This is a genomic window from Variovorax sp. dw_954 (genome assembly GCF_018449755.1).
GTDB lineage: Bacteria > Pseudomonadota > Gammaproteobacteria > Burkholderiales > Burkholderiaceae_C > Variovorax.
In genome coordinates this window covers 1-16649 of sequence record NZ_JAAVVD010000031.1, presented here as the reverse complement: position 1 = coordinate 16649, position 16649 = coordinate 1, and the positions used below count along the sequence as shown (strand labels likewise).

16 protein-coding genes and 1 pseudogene are annotated in these 16649 nt (G+C 66.7%); 8 read left to right on the top strand and 9 right to left on the bottom strand.

Annotation, left to right across the window (positions count from 1 at the left end):
* The first annotated feature begins 3 nt into the window (after positions 1-3).
* The 5 genes from HB681_RS32515 to HB681_RS32495 all read left to right on the top strand — a co-directional run bounded on the left by HB681_RS32515 (position 4) and on the right by HB681_RS32495 (position 4226).
* The gene (locus HB681_RS32515; protein WP_213959016.1) at positions 4-618 is read left to right on the top strand and encodes a LysE family transporter; all 615 of its coding nucleotides are present in this window, start codon (positions 4-6) and stop codon (positions 616-618) included.
* A 154-nt stretch (positions 619-772) separates the two neighbouring features.
* Entirely contained in the window at positions 773-1639 is an 867-nt protein-coding gene (locus tag HB681_RS32510; RefSeq protein WP_213959015.1) for an AAA family ATPase, read from the top strand.
* Between the two features lie 47 nt (positions 1640-1686).
* A complete protein-coding gene (locus HB681_RS32505; protein WP_213959014.1) occupies positions 1687-2232 on the top strand; it encodes an alpha/beta fold hydrolase in 546 nt (181 codons plus the stop codon).
* Positions 2233-2295: 63 nt separating this feature from the next.
* Positions 2296-3237 (top strand): ParB/RepB/Spo0J family partition protein, encoded by a 942-nt coding sequence (locus HB681_RS32500; RefSeq protein WP_213959013.1) that lies wholly within the window; start codon positions 2296-2298, stop codon positions 3235-3237.
* Positions 3238-3338: 101 nt separating this feature from the next.
* A complete protein-coding gene (locus HB681_RS32495; protein WP_213959012.1) occupies positions 3339-4226 on the top strand; it encodes a CsgG/HfaB family protein in 888 nt (295 codons plus the stop codon).
* Between the two features lie 277 nt (positions 4227-4503).
* Here the strand turns inward: HB681_RS32495 and HB681_RS32490 are convergent, their stop codons facing one another.
* Positions 4504-5928 (bottom strand): FAD-linked oxidase C-terminal domain-containing protein, encoded by a 1425-nt coding sequence (locus HB681_RS32490; protein WP_213959011.1) that lies wholly within the window; start codon positions 5926-5928, stop codon positions 4504-4506.
* Between the two features lie 99 nt (positions 5929-6027).
* On the opposite strand from HB681_RS32490, the gene HB681_RS32485 reads away from it, so the two are divergent.
* Entirely contained in the window at positions 6028-6597 is a 570-nt protein-coding gene (locus HB681_RS32485; RefSeq protein ID WP_213959010.1) for a cob(I)yrinic acid a,c-diamide adenosyltransferase, read from the top strand.
* Positions 6598-6728: 131 nt separating this feature from the next.
* Here the strand turns inward: HB681_RS32485 and HB681_RS32480 are convergent, their stop codons facing one another.
* Positions 6729-7988 carry a D-amino acid dehydrogenase gene (locus HB681_RS32480; RefSeq protein ID WP_213959009.1) on the bottom strand — a complete coding sequence of 420 codons (1260 nt, stop codon included), beginning with the start codon at positions 7986-7988 and terminating at the stop codon, positions 6729-6731.
* A gap of 156 nt (positions 7989-8144) precedes the next feature.
* Between HB681_RS32480 and HB681_RS32475 the strand changes: the two genes are divergently transcribed.
* Together HB681_RS32475 and HB681_RS32470 are read left to right on the top strand one after the other, a co-directional pair.
* A complete protein-coding gene (locus HB681_RS32475; protein WP_213959008.1) occupies positions 8145-9038 on the top strand; it encodes a transporter substrate-binding domain-containing protein in 894 nt (297 codons plus the stop codon).
* 299 nt (positions 9039-9337) lie between these two features.
* Positions 9338-11044: a hypothetical protein gene (locus HB681_RS32470; protein WP_213959007.1), complete on the top strand. Its 1707-nt coding sequence runs from the start codon at positions 9338-9340 to the stop codon at positions 11042-11044.
* Between the two features lie 121 nt (positions 11045-11165).
* On the opposite strand, the gene HB681_RS32465 is transcribed toward HB681_RS32470, so the two are convergent.
* The 7 genes and pseudogenes from HB681_RS32465 to minC all read right to left on the bottom strand — a co-directional run.
* The gene (locus HB681_RS32465; protein ID WP_213959006.1) at positions 11166-11414 is read right to left on the bottom strand and encodes a hypothetical protein; all 249 of its coding nucleotides are present in this window, start codon (positions 11412-11414) and stop codon (positions 11166-11168) included.
* A 134-nt stretch (positions 11415-11548) separates the two neighbouring features.
* Complete coding sequence (locus HB681_RS32460; RefSeq protein WP_213959005.1) at positions 11549-13270, bottom strand: long-chain fatty acid--CoA ligase; 1722 nt, start codon at positions 13268-13270, stop codon at positions 11549-11551.
* A 79-nt stretch (positions 13271-13349) separates the two neighbouring features.
* Positions 13350-14258, bottom strand: coding sequence for an alpha/beta hydrolase (locus tag HB681_RS32455; RefSeq protein ID WP_345944796.1), 909 nt, complete (start codon positions 14256-14258; stop codon positions 13350-13352).
* Entirely contained in the window at positions 14255-14794 is a 540-nt protein-coding gene (phaP, locus tag HB681_RS32450; RefSeq protein ID WP_213959004.1) for a TIGR01841 family phasin, read from the bottom strand. Before phaP ends, HB681_RS32455 begins: the two co-directional genes overlap by 4 nt.
* A gap of 221 nt (positions 14795-15015) precedes the next feature.
* Complete coding sequence (gene minE, locus HB681_RS32445) at positions 15016-15285, bottom strand: cell division topological specificity factor MinE (protein ID WP_213959003.1); 270 nt, start codon at positions 15283-15285, stop codon at positions 15016-15018.
* 3 nt (positions 15286-15288) lie between these two features.
* Positions 15289-16101 (bottom strand): septum site-determining protein MinD, encoded by an 813-nt coding sequence (minD, locus tag HB681_RS32440; protein WP_213959002.1) that lies wholly within the window; start codon positions 16099-16101, stop codon positions 15289-15291.
* Positions 16102-16168: 67 nt separating this feature from the next.
* Positions 16169-16528 (bottom strand): annotated as a pseudogene (gene minC / locus HB681_RS32435) (septum site-determining protein MinC); the annotation flags it as partial.
* Between the last annotated feature and the right edge of the window lie 121 nt (positions 16529-16649).

Sequence of the window (16649 nt, the reverse complement as noted above, 5' to 3'; positions counted from 1 at the left end):
CCCATGTTCGGCATTGCTGATTACGGCGCGTTCGTCGCGGCCATCATTCTGTTTCTTGCCATCCCCGGACCGGGGAATCTGGCCTTGATCACGTCCACCAGCAAAGGTGGCATCCGGGGCGGACTGTCCGCCACTTTCGGTCTGATCGCCGGCGACCAGGCACTCATGTGGGCCGCAGTCGCTGGCATCGCTGCATTGCTGGCGGCATACCCCGCAGTCTTTCACGGCGTCCAATGGCTGGGCGCCATCTACCTCGCCTGGCTCGGCGGCAAGATGCTGCTGGCCAAGCCCGGCGCCGCCCCGATCCTGAACATCCGCCCCCGCCAGTACTTCAGCCAGGCCTTCACCATCACGCTGTTGAACCCCAAGGCGATCGTTTTCTACATGGCGTTTTTTCCGCTCTTCATCGACCCGGTCAAGCACCAGGGCCTTGTGACCTTCGGCGTCATGGCGGCGACGGTCGCTGTGTTGACCTTCATCTACGGGCTGGGCGCCGTCTTGTTGACGCACTTTTTCGCCGAACGGCTGCGCGCCAATCCGCGCATTTCATCGAAGCTGCAAAAGCTGGCTGGCATCTTCCTGATCGGCTTTGGCGTCAAGCTCGCCGCTTCCAGTTGATGCGGCATGACCTTCAACCGCGCGCGACCTGCGGCACCCGTCCATCCGAATTCCCGGTGCCGCGCCGCCAGAAGCGCCGGCGCATCACCGCCGCATCCATGATCCCCCGCGACCCCACGCAACACGGCTCGACTGAGCCGGGAAGAGAACACTGATGGCTCGCATCTTCTGCATCGCCAACCAGAAAGGCGGCGTCGGCAAGACGACCACCACGGTCAATCTTGCGGCCGGACTGGCCAAGGTCGGCCAGCGCGTGCTCATGATCGACCTCGACCCACAGGGCAACGCCACGATGGGTTCGGGTATCGACAAGCGCCAGCTCGAACTCACCGTCTACGACGTGCTGCTCGAATCGGCGACCGTGGCCGAGGCCCGCCTCACCGCCGACAAGTGTGGCTACGACGTGCTCGGCGCCAACCGCGAGCTGGCCGGCGCCGAGGTGGAAATGGTGTCCATCGACCGCCGCGAGAAGCGCCTGCGCACCGCGCTCGCCGCGGTCGGCGCCGAATACGACTTCATCCTGATCGACTGCCCGCCCAGCCTGAGCCTGCTGACGCTCAACGGCCTGTGCGCCGCGCACGGCGTGATCGTGCCGATGCAGTGCGAATACTTCGCGCTCGAAGGCCTGACCGACCTGGTCAACACCATCAAGCAGGTGCATGCGAACCTCAACAAGAATCTGCAGATCATCGGCCTGTTGCGCGTGATGTTCGACCCGCGCATCACGCTGCAGCAACAGGTGGCCGACCAGCTCAAGTCGCACTTCGGCAACAAGGTGTTCGACACCGTGATCCCGCGCAACGTCCGCCTGGCCGAAGCGCCCAGCTACGGCTTGCCCGGCGTGGTGTTCGATCCGTCGGCCAAGGGCAGCCAGGCCTTCCTCGCTTTCGCGCAGGAGTTGGTGGTCAAGATGCCGGGCGCCGGTGCAAACGCGTCCGCATCGGCACCCGTGGTTGCCCCGCAGCAATCCGTGGCCCCGGCGTCGGCCACTGAAACTCCCGCTCCGAACGACGTCCAGTGAGCGCGCGATCTGGTCCGCCATCGTTCCTGCTATCAATTTCATAGCAAATGACCGCCTCATCGATCTGGTTGTTGCCTGGCTGGCAGAACAGCGACGCACCGCACTGGCAGAGCCGCTGGGAGGTGGTGCACGGCGACCACCGCGTCGAGCAGTACGACTGGATGCGCCCGCTGCGAGGCGATTGGCAGGCGCGGCTCGAGGATGAGCTGCTGGCCGCGCCAGCGCCCGTCACCTTGGTCGCGCACAGCCTCGGCTGCATCCTCGTCGCCGCCTGGGCCTCTCACTCACGCCACACGGCCAAGGTGCGCGCCGCGTTGCTGGTCGCGCCGGGCGACCTGGAGCGCGACGATCTGCGCCAGATGATCCCTGGCTGGGCGCCCATCGTGCGCCAGAAGCTGCCATTCCCCTCAATCCTGATCGCGGCCAACGACGACCCCTACTGCGCGCAAGACCGATCGCGGCAGCTGGCAGCCGACTGGGGCTCGCGCTTCGTCGACGCCGGGCAGGGCGGACACCTCAACGGCGAATCCGGCCTGGGCGATTGGCCCGAGGGCCGCAGGCTGCTCAACGAACTGCTGAAACAGAAGGACTGAAATGACCCGCCCCCGCGTTCACCACCCCGTGCATCTGCCTTCCCGGCGAAAGGTGGCCTGACCATGGTCACCAAGAAACCCAAGGGACTCGGCCGCGGGCTCGAGGCGCTGCTCGGCCCCACGGCCAGCGAATCCGGCGAGCCGCAGCCCGAAGGCGGCGTAGCGCAGAACCCCAACACCCTTTTGCTCGACCAGATGGTGCCCGGCGTCTACCAGCCGCGCACGCGCATGGACGAAGGCGCGCTCTACGAGCTGGCCGAGAGCATCAAGGTGCAGGGCATCATGCAGCCGATCCTGGTGCGCCGGCTCGACCCGGCCTCGGCGGCGGCCAAGAACGCCGAATACGAAATCATCGCCGGCGAACGTCGCTACCGCGCAGCCCGTCTGGCGGGGCTGGACAGCGTGCCCGTGCTGGTGCGCGACGTGCCGGACGAATCGGCCGCCGCGATGTCGCTCATCGAGAACATCCAGCGCGAGGACCTGAATCCGCTGGAAGAAGCCCAGGGCCTGCAACGCCTGGTGTCCGAATTCGGTCTCACGCACGAACTCGCCGCCCAGGCCGTGGGCCGCTCGCGCAGCGCCGCCAGCAACCTGCTGCGTCTGCTCAACCTGGCAGAGCCGGCGCAGGCGATGCTGATGGCCGGCGACATCGACATGGGCCATGCCCGGGCGCTGTTGTCACTCGACAAGGCCATGCAGATCACGGCCGCCAGCCAGATCGCGGCGAAGAAGCTGTCGGTGCGCGAGGCAGAAGCGCTGGTCAAGAAGCTGGGTGCCGACTTCAGCCTGTCATCGCCTCGCCGCACAGGCCAGGAAGAGAAGTCGCGTGACCTGCAACGGGTGGAGGAAGAACTGGCCGACCTGCTCATGGCGGAGGTCGAGGTGCGCATCAAGAAGCGCAGCAAGCGCGGCGGAAAGCTCGAGCAGAGCGGCGAACTCGCCATCCACTTCGGCTCCATCGAGGCGCTCAACGGCCTCATCGACCGCATCCGCCTGACGACATAGCTCCACGCGGCTGCCTTTTGGCGAATGAGCAGCGAAGGCCTTTGTGCCTATGCTTCGCTTGGATTGTTCAATCGAACCAACAGAAGCATCGAGGGGCCGCCATGCGTCTTGCCAAGCTTTCCATTGCCGCTGCCGCGGCCGTCGCGGGCGCCGTCCTGCTGGCCGGTTGCGAGTCCACCAACATGCAGATGGGCTCGCCGGCCGCCAAGACGACGGCCACGGGCGCCGCCGCCGGCAGCGCGTCCGCCAATGCGAGCGGCCAGCTGGAGCGCTGCGCGGCGCCGCTCGGCACGGTCTCCCTTGTCGAGAACCAGAACGCCGGGTGGTACACCATCCTGCGCAACGAATACCGGCTTCCACCCACGTCCAACCTGCTGCGACTGCTGATCCAGCAATCGAACTGCTTCGTGGTCGTCGAGCGCGGCGCGGCAGGCATGAACGCCATGAACCGTGAACGGCAACTCATGCAGTCCGGCGAGATGCGCCAAGGCAGCAACTTCGGAGCCGGCCAGATGGTCGCTTCCGACTACGGCATGTCGCCCGACATCATCTTCAGCAACAGCAACGCAGGCGGTGCCGGGGCCGCGCTTGCCGGCTTGGTGGGCGGACGCTACAGCAGCGTGTTGACGGCTGTTGGCGGCAACATGCAGACCAAAGAAGCCAACGCGATGCTCACGCTGATCGACAACCGCTCCGGCGTGCAGGTCGCGGCCTCGGAAGGCAGCGCCTCCAAGACCGACTTCGGCGCCTTCGGCTCGGTGTTCGGCAGCGGTGGTGCGGGTGGCCTGGGCGGCTACACCAACACCGCACAGGGCAAGGTCATCGCCGCGGCCTTCATGGATGCGTACAACCAGATGGTCATCGCGTTGCGCAACTACAGGGCGCAGACCGTGCAAGGCCAGGGCCTGGGTGGTGGCGGGCGGCTGGGTATCGATGGCGGCGTGGCACCGTCGCAAACCTCGGCGCCGCAGCCGGCGCGCAAGAAGTAGACGCGGCGGGCCGGGTGGGAGAGGAAGGCGCCACCAGTAGCCATGGCGGGCTGGGTGGGAAAGGGAGGCGCTACCCGCCGCCGGTTTCGCAATCCTTGCGCCTGAATTCGACGTCGGTCGAACCGTAGCCTTTTCGAAGGTTTCGGAGCGTGGCAACCGGGCGCCTCGCGCATGCCGAATCCACTTGAAAGTGGTTTGCCAGCCCCAGCTTCAGGCGTTCGCGACTCGCCCTGTCATCCGACAGTGCCGGGTGCGAACCGCCGGTGCTTCGCTGCCCTCACCAGCTGAAGATCTTCCCCGGATTCATGATGTTCTTCGGATCCAGCGCCCGCTTGATCGTGCGCATCATGTCCACCGCGCCCGCGCCGGCCTCGGTGATCAGGAAATCCATCTTGTGCAGCCCCACGCCATGCTCGCCGGTGCAGGTGCCTTCCAGCGACAGCGCGCGGCTGACCAGGTCGTGGTTCAGCTTCTCGGCCTTCACGCGCTCTTCCGGGATGTTCGGGTCGATCAGGTAGCCGAAGTGGAAGTTGCCGTCGCCCACGTGGCCGACCAGGAAGTAGGGGATGCCGCTGGCGTCGGTCTCGGCCACCGATTCGAGCAGGCAATCGGCCAGCCGCGAGATTGGCACGCAGGTGTCGGTCGAGATCACGCGGCAGCCGGGCCGCGACTGCACCGCCGCGAAGTAGCTGTTGTGCCGCGCCGTCCACAGGCGCGTGCGTTCTTCCGGCGTGCTGGCCCATTCGAAGGCGTTGCCGCCGTGCTCGCTGGCGATCTCCTGCACCGTCTCGGCCTGCTCCTTCACGCCGGCCGGGGAGCCGTGGAATTCCATCAGCAGCATCGGCTCCTCGCGCAGGCCGAGCTTGGCGTAGGCATTCACCATGCGCACCGCGTTCACGTCGATGAGTTCGACGCGCGCGATCGGTACGCCGAGCTGGATGATCTGGATCGTCGTGCGCACCGCCGCCTCGATGCTCGGGAACGAGCAGATCGCCGCCGACACCGCCTCGGGCAGCGGGTAGATGCGCAGTGTGATCTCGGTGACGACGCCGAGCGTGCCTTCGCTGCCGACCATCAGGCGCGTCAGGTCGTAGCCCGCCGAGGACTTCTTGGCCCGCGTGCCGGTGCGGATCACTTCGCCAGCGGCCGTGACCACTTCCAGCCCGAGCACGTTTTCGCGCATGGTGCCGTAGCGCACCGCGTTCGTGCCGCTGGCGCGCGTGGCCGTCATGCCGCCGATGGAGGCGTCGGCGCCGGGGTCGATCGGGAAGAACAGGCCGGTGCTCTTGATCTCCTCGTTGAGCTGCTTGCGCGTGACGCCCGGTTGCACCGTCACCGTCAGATCGTCGGCATTGACCGACAGCACCTTGTTCATGCGCTGGAGGTCGATGCTGATGCCGCCCTGCACCGCGAGCAGGTGGCCTTCGAGCGACGAGCCGACGCCGAAGGGAATCACCGGCACGCTGTATTCGCTGGCCAGCTTCACCGCATCCGCCACGTCCTGCGTGCATTCGGCGAACACCACCGCCGCGGGCGGCGGCGCGTCGAACGATGACTCGTCGCGGCCATGCTGCGTGCGCACCGCCATGGCCGTCGAGCAGTTGGCGCCGAAGCGCGACTTGAGTGCCGCGATCGCCGCATCGGGCACCTCGCGCAAGGCAATTTCCGGCGTGAGGTGGGCGAGGGCGGCTGGGGCGTTCATCTTCGTGTCTCCAAATGGGGGGGCCTCCCGGCATCGCGGCGAGCAGACTGCGACGAGCGGTCTACCATTCTATGAACCGCACTTCAGAAAGCTATCCACATGGGCAATCGCCTCACACAGATCGCCACGCGCACTGGCGACGACGGGTCCACCGGTCTCGGCGACAACACGCGCGTCCCCAAGGACCATCTGCGCGTTCACGCCATGGGCGACGTCGACGAACTCAACTCCAGCATCGGTCTGCTGCTGTGCGAGCCGATGCCCGATGCGGTCCGCGAGTTGCTGGTCGACGTGCAGCACCAGTTGTTCAACCTCGGCGGCGAACTGTCGATGCCGGGCTTCACGCTGCTCAAGCCCGACGCGCTGCTGCAACTCGACAACGCACTGGCCGCGCACAACGCCACCTTGCCGCGCCTGGCTGAATTCATCCTGCCCGCCGGCACGCGCGCCGCTGCGCATGCGCATGTGTGCCGCACGGTCGCGCGGCGGGCCGAACGCGCCGTGGTGGCGCTGGGGCAGGGCGAGCAAATCAATGCCGCGCCGCGCCAGTACCTCAACCGGCTGAGCGACCTGCTGTTCGTGCTGGCCCGCGTGCTGAACCGCGTCGACGGCGGAGATGACGTGTACTGGAAGAGCGAGCGCATGGCGCGTGCGCAGGCGCAGGACTGACCCCGGGTTCGCCAATTCGGGAGCGGACAGCCGAACGCAGAAGTCGCAAAGGCTCGCAAAAGTCGCAAAAAATCCAGAAGAAGAAGGAAGTCCTTCTGCGTTCGGCTGTCCGCTCCCGAATTCAAGCCCGGCTACACACGCCCCCACCCCGTCTCGGGCGGCGCGGACGAAGGCGCGAATTGATTGAGCGCGTCGGCGATGCGGCCGGCCGAGCCGAAGGAGAGCGTGAAGCCAAGCGCCCCGTGGCCCGTGTTGAACAGCAGGTTCCTGGGCGCGCCAGGCAGTTGCCCGATGATCGGCAGGCCTGTCGGCGTCGCGGGGCGCATGCCGGTCCATGGATTCAGTTCCGCGAAGTCGCTGCAGTCCGGAAACAGTGCGCGCGTCGAGGCCACCAGCGATTCGATGCGCGCCGCCGGAATCGACGCATCCGCCCCGACCAGCTCCGCCATGCCGGCCACGCGCAAGCGCCGGCCAAGCCGCGCGAACACTACCTTGTGTGCGCTGTCCGTCACGCTCACCAGGGGCGCCGCGCCCGGCGTCTCGTCCACCGCCAGCGTGATGCTGTAGCCCTTCAGCGGATACACCGGCAGCCGCACGCCGAGCCGCTGCGCCAGCGCATTCGACGCGCTGCCCAGGGACAGGACAAACGCATCCCCATCGACCGCGCCGCGCGAGGTCGTCACCGCGCTGACACTGTCGCCGCGCAGCGCAAAGCCGTCGATCGTCTCGCCGAGCATGAAATGCACGCCACGCGCCTGCAGCGAATCGACCAGCGCGATGCAGAGCTTCAGGCAGTCGGCGGCGCATTCGCTTTCCGTGTACACCGCGCCGGCGATCTCGTCGTGCACGGCCGCGAGCGCGGGCTCGATCGCGATGCACTCGTCGGGCGACACGATCCGTTGCGGCGCACTGCCCAGTTCACTCTGTAGTGCGACCTGGCGCGCCGCCCCGTCGAGGGCTGCCTGGCTGCGGTAGATCACCAGCTTGCCGGTGGCCGAGAAGTCGCAGTCCGGCTGCAGCCTTGCCATCATCGACTCGAAGCCTGCGCGGCTGCGCGCGGCGAGCGCGAGGAGTTGCGCCGTGGTGCTGCGCGAGGTCTCGGCATTGCACGCGCCCAGGAACTCCAGCCCCCAGCGCCACTGTTGCGGATCGAATTGCGGGCGCAGCTTGAGCGGCGAGGAGCGCGACAGCAGCAGCTTCGGCAATTGGGCCCAGATGGACGGGTCGGCCAGCGGCTGCACATAGGAGTAGCTCAGTTGCGCGCCATTGCCGCCGCTGGCACCATGGCCCGGTGCGGCCCGGTCGATCACCGTGACCGAGTGGCCGCGCAACGAAAGCTCCCACGCGGCAGCAAGGCCGACGATGCCGGCACCGAGCACTGTGACTTGCATGAAATGGTTCGACGTTCTTCAGGGGTGGGTCGTTGTCTGTCCTCCACTGTAGCCGGGGCGCGTGCGTTCGGGAAAAGGAGGGGGCAGGCCGGCGCGCTTCGCTCCTAGACTGACCATTCACCGACCATAACCACAACCCTGAAGGGAACTTGCTTCATGAAGATTTCTGCCGTGACCTCCGCCCTGGTGTTACTGGGCCTCGCCAGCGTGGCGGGAGGCGCCCAGGCGGCCGATACGCTCGCCAAGATTTCCGCGGCCAACAAGATCTCGCTCGCGTACCGCGAATCGTCGGTGCCGTTCAGCTACCTCAACGGGCCCGAGAAGCCCATCGGCTTCTCGGTCGACATCGCCAATGCCGTGGCGGCCGAGGTCAAGAAGAAACTCAACAAGCCCAACCTCGAGGTCGGCCTGATGGCGGTGACCTCGCAGAACCGCATCCCGCTCATCACCAACGGCACCATCGACCTCGAGTGCGGTTCCACGACCAACAACACCGCGCGGGCCAAGGACGTGAGCTTCGCCATCAACCACTTCTACACCGGCACGCGGCTGCTCGTGAAGAAGACGGCGGGCGTCAAGGACTATGCCGACCTCAAGGGCAAGAAGGTGGCCATCACCGCCGGCACCACCAACATGCAGGTCGTGCGCAAGTACAACGAGGAGAAGAAGCTCGACATCGACATCATCTCGGCCAAGGACCATGCCGACGCGCTATTGCTGGTCGAGAGCGACCGCGCGACTGCCTTCGCGATGGACGACATCCTGCTGTTCGGCCTCAAGTCCAATTCCAAGTCCGCGGCGGACCTCGAAGTGGTCGGCGAGTCGCTGCAAGTCGAGCCCTATGCCTGCATGCTGCCCAAGGACGACCCGCAGTTCAAGGCGCTGGTCGACGGCGTCATCACCGGGATGATGAAGTCGGGCGAATTCGCCAGGCTCTACGACAAGTGGTTCGTGCAACCGATCCCGCCGAAGAACCAGCCGATCGGCCTGCCGATGAGCCCGCAACTGCAGGACAACATCAAGGCGCCGAACGACAAGCCAGCGACTTGAAGGCGTGAATATTTCTACTGCGGACGCCGATCTCGGGCCTGCGGTGCTCACCGTACTTGAGTACGGTTCCGCTCCTCAACCCGACCTCGGCGCCCTCGCTACGAAATCTTCACGCCTTCAGGGCTGACGTTCAACTCCGGCTGGGGCCGTGCGCGTTGCCCGTGAGCCCCGCGAAGCCCGTGACCACGCCTAAACCCCTTTGGCGAATTGCGTACTTGTGATCTACATTTGAGGAGGTTAAGGGAGCGCTAACCAACGTGCGCCATCCGATGCGCGCGAGGTTTCCACAAAGGAAGCTCTTGCCGGTCGCCGCCCTGTCACTTCCTCGCGCCGAGGGCGCCAATCACTTCCGCATGGAGCGGCAGAAGGGCGTGCTGTCGGCGGGCAACGGCGAGAACGTCCACATCTCATTGGGCGAGCGCGAGGTGGTCGAGCGCGGCATCGACTATCGCCGCGCGCCGGCCACGCCCCCCGGATTCATCGACCGCGAGGAAGCCACCGGCATCGTCGTGGGTTCGCTGCAGCTCGGCCTGACCTCGGTCGAACTCACCGGCGAGCAGGGCATCGGCAAGAGCTGGATGCTGCGCCGCGCGGGCGCCGAGGCGCAATCGCTTTTCGAGGGCGGCGTGGTGCGCGTGCCGCCCGGCACTTACGGCGGCTCCGACCTGCTGCAAGCCCTGTTCGAAGCCTTCTTTGGCGTCGAGGAACGATGCCGTCCCGCGCGGCGCGAGCTGCGCGAGCGTTTCGTGGACAAGCGGGCGCTGCTGCTGGTCGATGATGCGGCGCTCGACGATGCCGCCATCGAGCAGCTGCAGGACGTCGCCCCGGGCTGTGCCGTGCTGCTCGCCACGCATGAGCCGCGGCTGCAGCGCGAAGCCGGGCCGATCGTGCTGGGCGGGCTGTCCGCGGCCGACTCGATGGCGCTGCTGGAACGCCTGCGCGGTGCGCCCATCGTCGGCGCCGAACTCGGCGTGGCGCTGGCAGAGTGCCACGCGACGCGCGGCCATCCAGAGCGGCTTTCGCGCAGCGGCGGGGCCGATCCGGCATCGCTGGACCGGCTCGACGCAACCCCGCGCGCGGTGCTCGACATGCTGGCCGCGTTCCACCCGCAGGCCGTGCAGGCCGCGGTGATGACGGATCTCAGCGGCAAGCGAGATGCCTTGCTCGCGATCGAGCTGCTGATCGGCGCCGGCTGGGTCTATCAGGATGACGGGCAGGTGCGGCTGATACCGAATGTCGTGGCCGCACTGGAGGCGTCGCCCGTGCTCGTCAGTCAGCGGCGCATCGACGGATTGGTGCGGCTGGCGCACCGCGCGAGCCGCCAGCCGCGCGCCATGGCATCCGGCCTGGTTTCCTTGCCCTTGATCTGGTCGGCGCTGGGCGCTGCGCGCGAGGCGCATGCGTGGCTCGACGTGATGGCGATCGTGCGCGCTTGGGACATTCCCCTGGTGCTCGCCTGCCAGTGGGATGCAGCCAAGCGTGCGCTCGACTGGCACGCAATGGCCGCCTGGAAGGTCGGCGATGAACGCGAGCGGGCCTGGGCGCTGCATCAGCGCGGCACGCTGGAACTCGCGCAAGGCTATCCGCCACTGGCCGCCCAGTTGCTGCGTGAAGCCTTCACGCTGGCCGAGCACGTGGAAGACCATGCGCTCGCCGCGTCGGCCCGCTACCACCTCGGCTGGCTCACGCCCGAGGCGCCACCCGAAGGCTGGGCCAGCACCTCGGGGCCGATGCCGCTGGCGGCGAGCGATCCGTTCGCCAAGGCGGTCGGCACTGCTGCGCCCTCGCCAGGATCGTGGCAGATGGCGCCGCACTCGCCGATGCGCTCGCTGGCGGCCCAGCTGGCGCTGGCGGTCGCGATCGGCCTCGCTGGCGTGCTCACCGTCGCGGCGGTGCTGCGCATGGTCGACACGCCGGGTCATCCACGCGGCTCGACGGCTGTGGGAGAAGAGTCAGCCACCGGGCTGACCCGGACCTCCGTGAACGTGGCCAATCCGGAGCACTAGGACCTGGGCGCAGGACTCTGCCAAGAAGTTGCGAACCAACGGGTGGCCGGATTGAATCACCAGGGACCGGCAAGGCCGCTGGGCGCAAGAGAGGGCGCTGGGGCGCTTGGGGCCCCCGCGCTCAGATCGAGGAAGGCGCCAACTGCGCGCGCACATTGCGACCGGTGATGGTCAGTCGCAAGCCGCCGCCGTGCCATTCGAGCCAGTTCAGCGCCACGTAGGCCTCGATGTCGTCTGCATCGATCAGGTCCGCGTGTCGCTGCTTGAGCCGGTCCACCGTTTCCGGGAGGGCCTGCCTCAGTCGTTCACGTTGTGCTGCCCGCTTGTTCGCTTCTTCGAGCGACTTGGACGCACGAGAAATTGCTGCCATTGCTTGTCCGTTCTGGAACCTGTAATGAGAACCCCAATGTACGCCGTACGAGTTGCCGGCGTATTCCTTTTTTCTGACTGTTGAAACTTCCAGTACGCAAACCGTGCAGTTGGTGGCCGGTAACAGGCCCCTGGTTACGCAGATGCCTTCTCGGCCGTTGTCCGCTTTGCGTTTTCCTCGTCGTAGAGCTCTTTCTTCGAGAGCTTGCCCACGGCGGTCTTGGGCAACTCGGCGCGCACGTCGATCTCGCCCACCATTTCATGCTTGCCCAGGCGGTCCTTCAGGAAGGTCTTGAGCGACTCCAGCGTCAACGGCTCGGCGCCGGCCTTGAGCTTGATGAAGGCCTTGGGCGTCTGGCCGCGGTAGGCGTCGGGAATGCCGATCACGGACACCTCCTCGACCGACGGGTGCTCGTAGATGGCCTCCTCGATGGTGCGCGGATAGACGTTGAAGCCGCCGCACAGGAGCATGTCCTTGGTGCGGTCGACGATGAAGACGAAGCCGTCCTCGTCCATGATGGCCACGTCGCCGCTGCGGAAGAAGCCGTCGCTGGTCATGCTGCTGCGGGTGGCCGCGTCGTTGTGCCAGTAGCCCTTCATCACGTTCGGCCCGGAGATGCACAACTCACCGCGTTGGCCGGTCGGCACCTGCTGGTCGGGGTTGTCCAGGCTGCGCATCGACAGCAGGATGCCCGGCAGCGGCATGCCGCAGGAGCCGGCCTTGCGACGTCCGCGCGCCGGCGTGAAGCTGCCGGTGGGCGAGGTCTCGGTCATGCCCCAGCCTTCGTTGAGGTTGCAGCCGGTCATGGCGAAGAACTTCTGCGCCACTTCCACCGGCAGCGGTGCGCCGCCGGAGCCGCAGGACTTCAGCGAGGTCATGTTGATCTCCTTCGCCTTGGGATGGTTGGCGATGGCGGTGTACATGGTCGGCACGCCGGCGAACATGGTGATCTTCTTGGCCTCGAATTCCTTCATCACGGTCTCGAGGTCGAAACGCGTGTGCAGCACGATCTCGGCACCCAGCTTGATGCCCATCAGCATGTTGACCGTGAGCGAGTAGATGTGGAACAGCGGCAGCACCGCGAGCACGCGCTCCTCGCCGAAATTGACGATGGGGTCGTCGCCCGAGAGGCTCTCGACATACTGGCTGCAGGCGGCCGTGAGGTTGCCGTGGGTGAGCATCGCGCCCTTGGGCAGGCCGGTGGTGCCGCCCGTATATTGCAGTACCGCGACGGTCTCCGCCGGGTCGCCGAAGGGGTGCGTGATGTACTGGCCGTCGTTGTCGAGCAGCTGGGCGAAGCTCATGTGGAAGTCGTCGGTGGCCACCGGGGCCAGCAGCTTGCCGGCTTCCATCTGCGCACGGATCGGCCCCGGCGCGGCCGAGTACTCGGGCAGCGTGCCGACGACCAGCTTCTTCAGCCGCGAATGGCCCAGCAGGCGCGACATCTGCGGATAGAGCGCGGCGAGGTCGAGCGTGACGAGGATGTCGGTCTCGCTGTCCTCGACCTTGTGCTCCAGCACACGCTCGGCGTCGAGCGGCGAATAGTTGACCACCGTGCCGCCGGCCTTCATCACGCCGAAGAACGCGATCGGGTAGTGCGGCGAATTGGGCAGGTAGAGGCCGACGTGCACGCCCGGCTTGACGCCCAGCTTCTGGAAACCGCTGGCCGCGTGGTCGACCATCGCGCCGAATTCGCGGTACGTGATGCGCCGGCCCATGAAGTCGAGGAAGGGCTGGTCCGGCCAGCGGGCAGCGGCATCGTCGAGCAACTGCTGCACCGGCGAGATCGTGAGCGGTGCATCCCAGCGAACGCCAGCGGGATAGGAAGAGGTCCAGGGGTGGGCGTTGTTGGCCATCGTTGTCTCCTTGGGATGTTTTTCTGGCGGGGGAAGGGGGGCCTGGCAGCGGACCGCCGCCAGGCGCCGAGTCTCGAAGTCAGCGCGTGGATGCGTTCCGCGCCGTATGGTTGGCAATACCTTCGATCACCGGTGGCCAGAGCGACACCGGCAGGGCATGGCCCATGGTGGGCAGGCGCAGGAGCTTTGCGTCGGGAATGGCCGCGGCCACGTCGATGCCGGCTTCCACCGGCACCAGCGGGTCGGCGTCGCCATGGATGACCAAGGTCGGCACATGCGTGTTGCGCAGCGCCGGCTTGCGGTTGCCCGAGGCGAAGATGGCCGCCAGTTGGCGCGCCGTGCCGGCCGGGTTGAGCCCGCGCGCGAAAACGGCCCGGGCGCGAGCCTCGTCGCGGGATTCGTCCTCCGGGAAAGGATGCGGCCCGCGCAGCACGCGCCACACCTTGGCGTAGTGAGGGATGTAGCCCTCCAGCGTGGGTGGCGCCGGGGTGAACAGCACGGCCAGCGCCTCGGGGGTTGGCGGCGGCAGGGACGGGTCCCCGGTCGACGACATGATGCTGGTGAAGGACAGCATGCGGCCCGGATGATGGATCGCCATTTCCTGGCCGATCGCCCCGCCCATGGATGCACCCACGATGTGGGCGCGCGCGATGCCGAGCGTGTCCATCAGTCCCGCCACGTCATTGGCCATGTCGTGCAGCGTGTACGGCGTGGTGAAGGACTGGCGCGCGAGCGCCTTCATCATCAGGGCCTGCACGTCCGGCACGCCGAGTTGGGCCATCGAAGTCGACAGTCCGACGTCGCGGTTGTCGAAGCGGATCACACGAACGCCGGCCGCAGCGGCCAGGTGCGCGCAAAACACTTCGTCCCAGGCGATCATCGACGCGCCCAGCCCCATGACCAGCACCAGGGGCGTCGCGCCCGGGTCGCCGAAGCTGTCCCAAGCGAGCTCGACGCCGTTGGCTTTCGCGAAGCTCGGCTGACTCACTTGCCGCCGGTCTTGAGCAGATCGCTGACTTGCTTCACGTTGTCGTTGATGCGGTCGCGCACCACGTTGAACGCGTCAGCTTGCGACTTGGCGGCCAGCTCTGCCAGCTCCTTCATGTCGGCCAGCGCCTGCTTGAAGGCGGCGCGGCCCATCTCGTCGAGCTTGGCCAGGTTTTCCTTCGGGTCCTTGCCCGGCATGCCCTTCACGGCGCTTTGCCATTCGCCAATGTTGGTCTTGAGCATCTCGGCCTGGCGCTGCACCACGGCCTGCAGGCCCTTGTACGACTTCTCGTTGGCCTCGACCAGCGCCTTGAGGTCCTTGCGGCGGTTGTCCAGCACGGCACTGGCCGCCCCTTGCAGATTCACGTTCTTGAACGCCTCGGGCACGCCCGGCAGCTTCAGGCTCTTCAGCTTCTCGACCGCGCCCTTGAAGGGCTTGGTCATTGCCTCCTGCATGTCCTGCACCGGGTTTGCGGCGGGCGCCGCTGCAGGCTTGGCTGCAGCTTTCTTGGCGGCGGTCTTCTTTGCAGTTGCCATGGCGTGAATCTCCTCTGGGGGGTTGATGAATTGGGCTGACACGATACGCTGAGAGCGCACGTTCGTGGAGCCTCATCCCCACTTTTTTGCATCGGGCTTTCCCGCTGTCCCGCGCGGGACTGAGTGGCGCGAAGGGTCCCGGCCCAAACAACGACGCCCGCGAGCGCAGGGCTGGCGGGCGTGTGCGGCTATCGGAAGACCGGTTTGCGCGTCAGGCGGTTTCAACGCGCAGGCACCATCGCGTCGGGCAATTCGATCTTGACCTCGAGGACCTCGAGATCGTCCTGCCGCTCCAGGTGCACCTTGATGTCCTCGGGCTTGATCGAGACGTACTTGGAGATCACGGCCACCAGTTCGCGCTGCAGGTCGGCCAGGTAGTCGGGGCGGCTGCCGCGGCCGCTGCGCTCGTGGGCCAGGATGATCTGCAGCCGTTCCTTGGCAACGGTGGCCGTCTTCTTCTTTTCGCCGAGCAGGAACGAGAGAAAGGACATGGCTTATCTCCCGAAGATGCGCTTGAAGAAGCCGGGCTTCTGCGCATCGATGAAGCGCAGCGGCCGGTCTTCGCCGAGGAAGCGGGCCACCACGTCGGTGTAGGCCTCGGAGACGTCGGTGCCCTTGTCGTGGATGGCGGGGATGCCCTGGTTGGACGCGTTGAGCACGGTCTCCGATTCGGGGATCACGCCGATCAGCTTGATGCGCAGGATGTCCTGGATGTCTTCCAGCGACAGCATCTGGCCGCCGGCCACGCGGTTCGGGTTGTAGCGCGTGATGAGCAGGTGTTCCTTGATCGGCTCCTTGCCCTCGATCGCGCGCTTGGTCTTGCTGCTGAGGATGCCCAGGATGCGGTCGGAGTCGCGCACCGAGGAGACTTCCGGATTGGTCACCACCAGCGCCTCGTCGGCGAAGTGCATGGCCATCAGCGCCCCGGTCTCGATGCCGGCAGGCGAGTCGCAGATGATGTAGTCGAACTCCATGTCGGAGAGGTCCTTCAGCACCTTCTCGACGCCCTCCTGCTTGAGCGCGTCCTTGTCGCGCGTCTGCGAGGCGGCCAGCACGAACAGGTTGTCGCACTGCTTGTCCTTGATCAGCGCCTGGTTCAGGTTGGCCTCGCCCTGGATCACGTTGATCAGGTCGTACACGACGCGACGCTCGCAACCCATGATCAGGTCGAGGTTGCGCAGGCCGACGTCGAAGTCGATCACCGCCGTCTTCTTGCCCGCGAGCGCGAGCCCGGATGCAAAGCTCGCGCTCGTGGTCGTCTTGCCGACGCCGCCCTTGCCCGAGGTCACCACCACAATCTTGGCCATCTACGTTCCTTCTGAATTCAAATACTGTCGAATGAGTTTGCGGCCGCCGTCGGGCCGCCACGGGCGTTCATATCGGGTCGATCACGAGTTTCTTGTCGTCGAGGCTGATCTGTGCCGCCTTGCCCGCCACCGCGGCCGGGAACGGCACCTCGGCGGTGCGGTAGATGCCGGCGATGGCCACGAGTTGGGCTTCCAGGCAGGTCGTGAAGATCCGTGCGGCGGTGTTGCCGCGAGCCCCTGCAATTGCCTTGCCACGCAGCGGGGCATAAACGTGCACGTTGCCGTCGGCGATGACTTCGGCGCCGTCGCTAACCACGGCGGTCACGATCACGTCGCCGCCGCGTGCATACACCTGCTGGCCGGAACGCAGCGGCTTGTCGATGACCAGGGTGCCATTGGGCGGCACCGGCACCTCGCGCACAGCCTCCGCCCCCGGCCTCGCGGCCCCCCCTGCCGCCGGGCCCCGGCCCCCCGGCCCCCCCCGCCTCGCGCCCCCCCCCCCGCCCCCGCCCCCCCGCGCCCCTCCTCTCCTCGCCCCCCCCCCCCCC